This window comes from Luteibacter sp. P4_E6 (assembly GCF_056401535.1).
In genome coordinates this window covers 1-1,548 of record NZ_JBFUJE010000734.1, presented here as the reverse complement: position 1 = coordinate 1,548, position 1,548 = coordinate 1, and the positions used below count along the sequence as shown (strand labels likewise).

Annotated in this window: 2 protein-coding genes; both read right to left on the bottom strand. The window is 66.6% G+C overall.

Annotation, left to right across the window (positions count from 1 at the left end; all coding sequences use genetic code 11):
* The coding region (locus AC1DT2_RS22910) for an MFS transporter (RefSeq protein ID WP_477298971.1) at positions 1-369 on the bottom strand (369 nt) is incomplete at its 3' end.
* Positions 370-414: 45 nt separating this feature from the next.
* Entirely contained in the window at positions 415-1,278 is an 864-nt protein-coding gene (locus tag AC1DT2_RS22905) for a pseudouridine synthase (protein WP_477298969.1), read from the bottom strand.
* Positions 1,279-1,548 lie beyond the last annotated feature (270 nt).

The window sequence follows — 1,548 nt, the reverse complement described above, 5'->3', positions numbered from 1 at the left end:
CAGCAGCACCAGGCGCCCCACCGGCACCATCATCGCGCCGCCCATGCCCTGCAGCAGGCGCGAAAGCACCAGCAGCGGAAGATTGCCGGAGAGCCCGCAGAGGATCGAGCCGATGGTGAAAAGCGCAATGGCCGAGCGGAAGACGTTACGCGAACCGTAGCGGTCGGCGATGGCGCCGCTGGCGGGAATGAACACCGCGAGGCTGAGCATGTACGAGGTGAGTGCCACGCTCATGTGCAACGGCGACACGTCGAACGATTCCGCCATGGAAGGCAACGCCGTGGCGAGGATGGTGCCGTCCAGCTGTTCCATGAACATCGCGCTCGCGATGATCAGGGCTACGGTGCGGAAGCCAGGGGCGGGAGTCATCCGGGGAGGGTTGGCGGGGGAGCACATAGTCTGCGCCCGCGGGGATCAAAGGTCGAGTGAACGTAAACTTAGAAAGCGCCGCTCGTCGTCGGTGAAGGGATCGATGAAGGAGAGTTCGCGTGCGAGCAGTTGCATAGGCTCACTGAAATCCGCGGTTTCCTCGCGTAGGTCGGGGTACATCGGATCGCCCAGGATGGGTGCGCCCAGCCCCGCCATGTGCACGCGCAGCTGGTGCTTGCGTCCGGTAACAGGCTCCAGGCGATACCGCCACGCATGCTCGTCGCGCTCGATCACGTCGATGTGCGTGGTGGCGTTCGCGGGACCCTCCACTTCATGTGTGCGGAAGAACGGCTCCCCCCGCTCGATGCGACTGCAGCGCGAGAGCGGAAACGTCAGCCCGGGCAAAGGCGCCGCCAGCGCTTCATAAGTCTTGGCGATGGCGCGCTCGCGGAACAGGCGCGTATACGCGTCGCGACTGGACGGACGCGCCGAGAACACGACGAGGCCTGCGGTGCCGCGATCGAGCCGGTGCAGTGCGACGAGGTCCGGATTGTCGAGGCGACGGATGAGGCGCACCGACAGGGTCTCCTCCACGTAGCGTCCGGCCGGCATCACCGGCAGGAAGTGCGGCTTGTCGGCCACGACGAGGTCGTCGTCCTGGTAGACGATGGTCTCTTCGAAGGGAATGCGTGGCTCGGCGGATACCTCGCGCCGATAGGTGACGATGTCACCCGGGCGGTAGGGCGTGAGGTGGTCCACCGGGCGGCCGTGCGCCTCGACGAGGCCGCGCTCCATGCGGTCTTCCCAGGCATCGCGGCTGACCGCCGGGAAGCGCTCGCAGAGAAAATCGAGCACGCTGGGCCAGCCGCCGGGCGGCAAGGCAATCCTGCTGAGGGGCATGTGGTCCATGGGGTCATCCTAACCTTGCCAGCGCATGGGTCGCCAAGTGTTTCCCACCGGGCCGCAGCTTATACTGGCGCCGTCCCCCACATCGAGACACTCCGCGTGATCGGCCGGTTCCTCAGGAAGTTGTTCGGCGGCGGCAACGCGCCTCCCGCCCCTACCGTCGTGCCCGCACACGCCGCCGTGAGCATCACGCCGGTGGTGATCGACGTGCCCGTCGTGGAGGCCCCGGTGAGTGCGCTGGCCGCGGAAGAAATCGAAGACCGCTTCTACCGC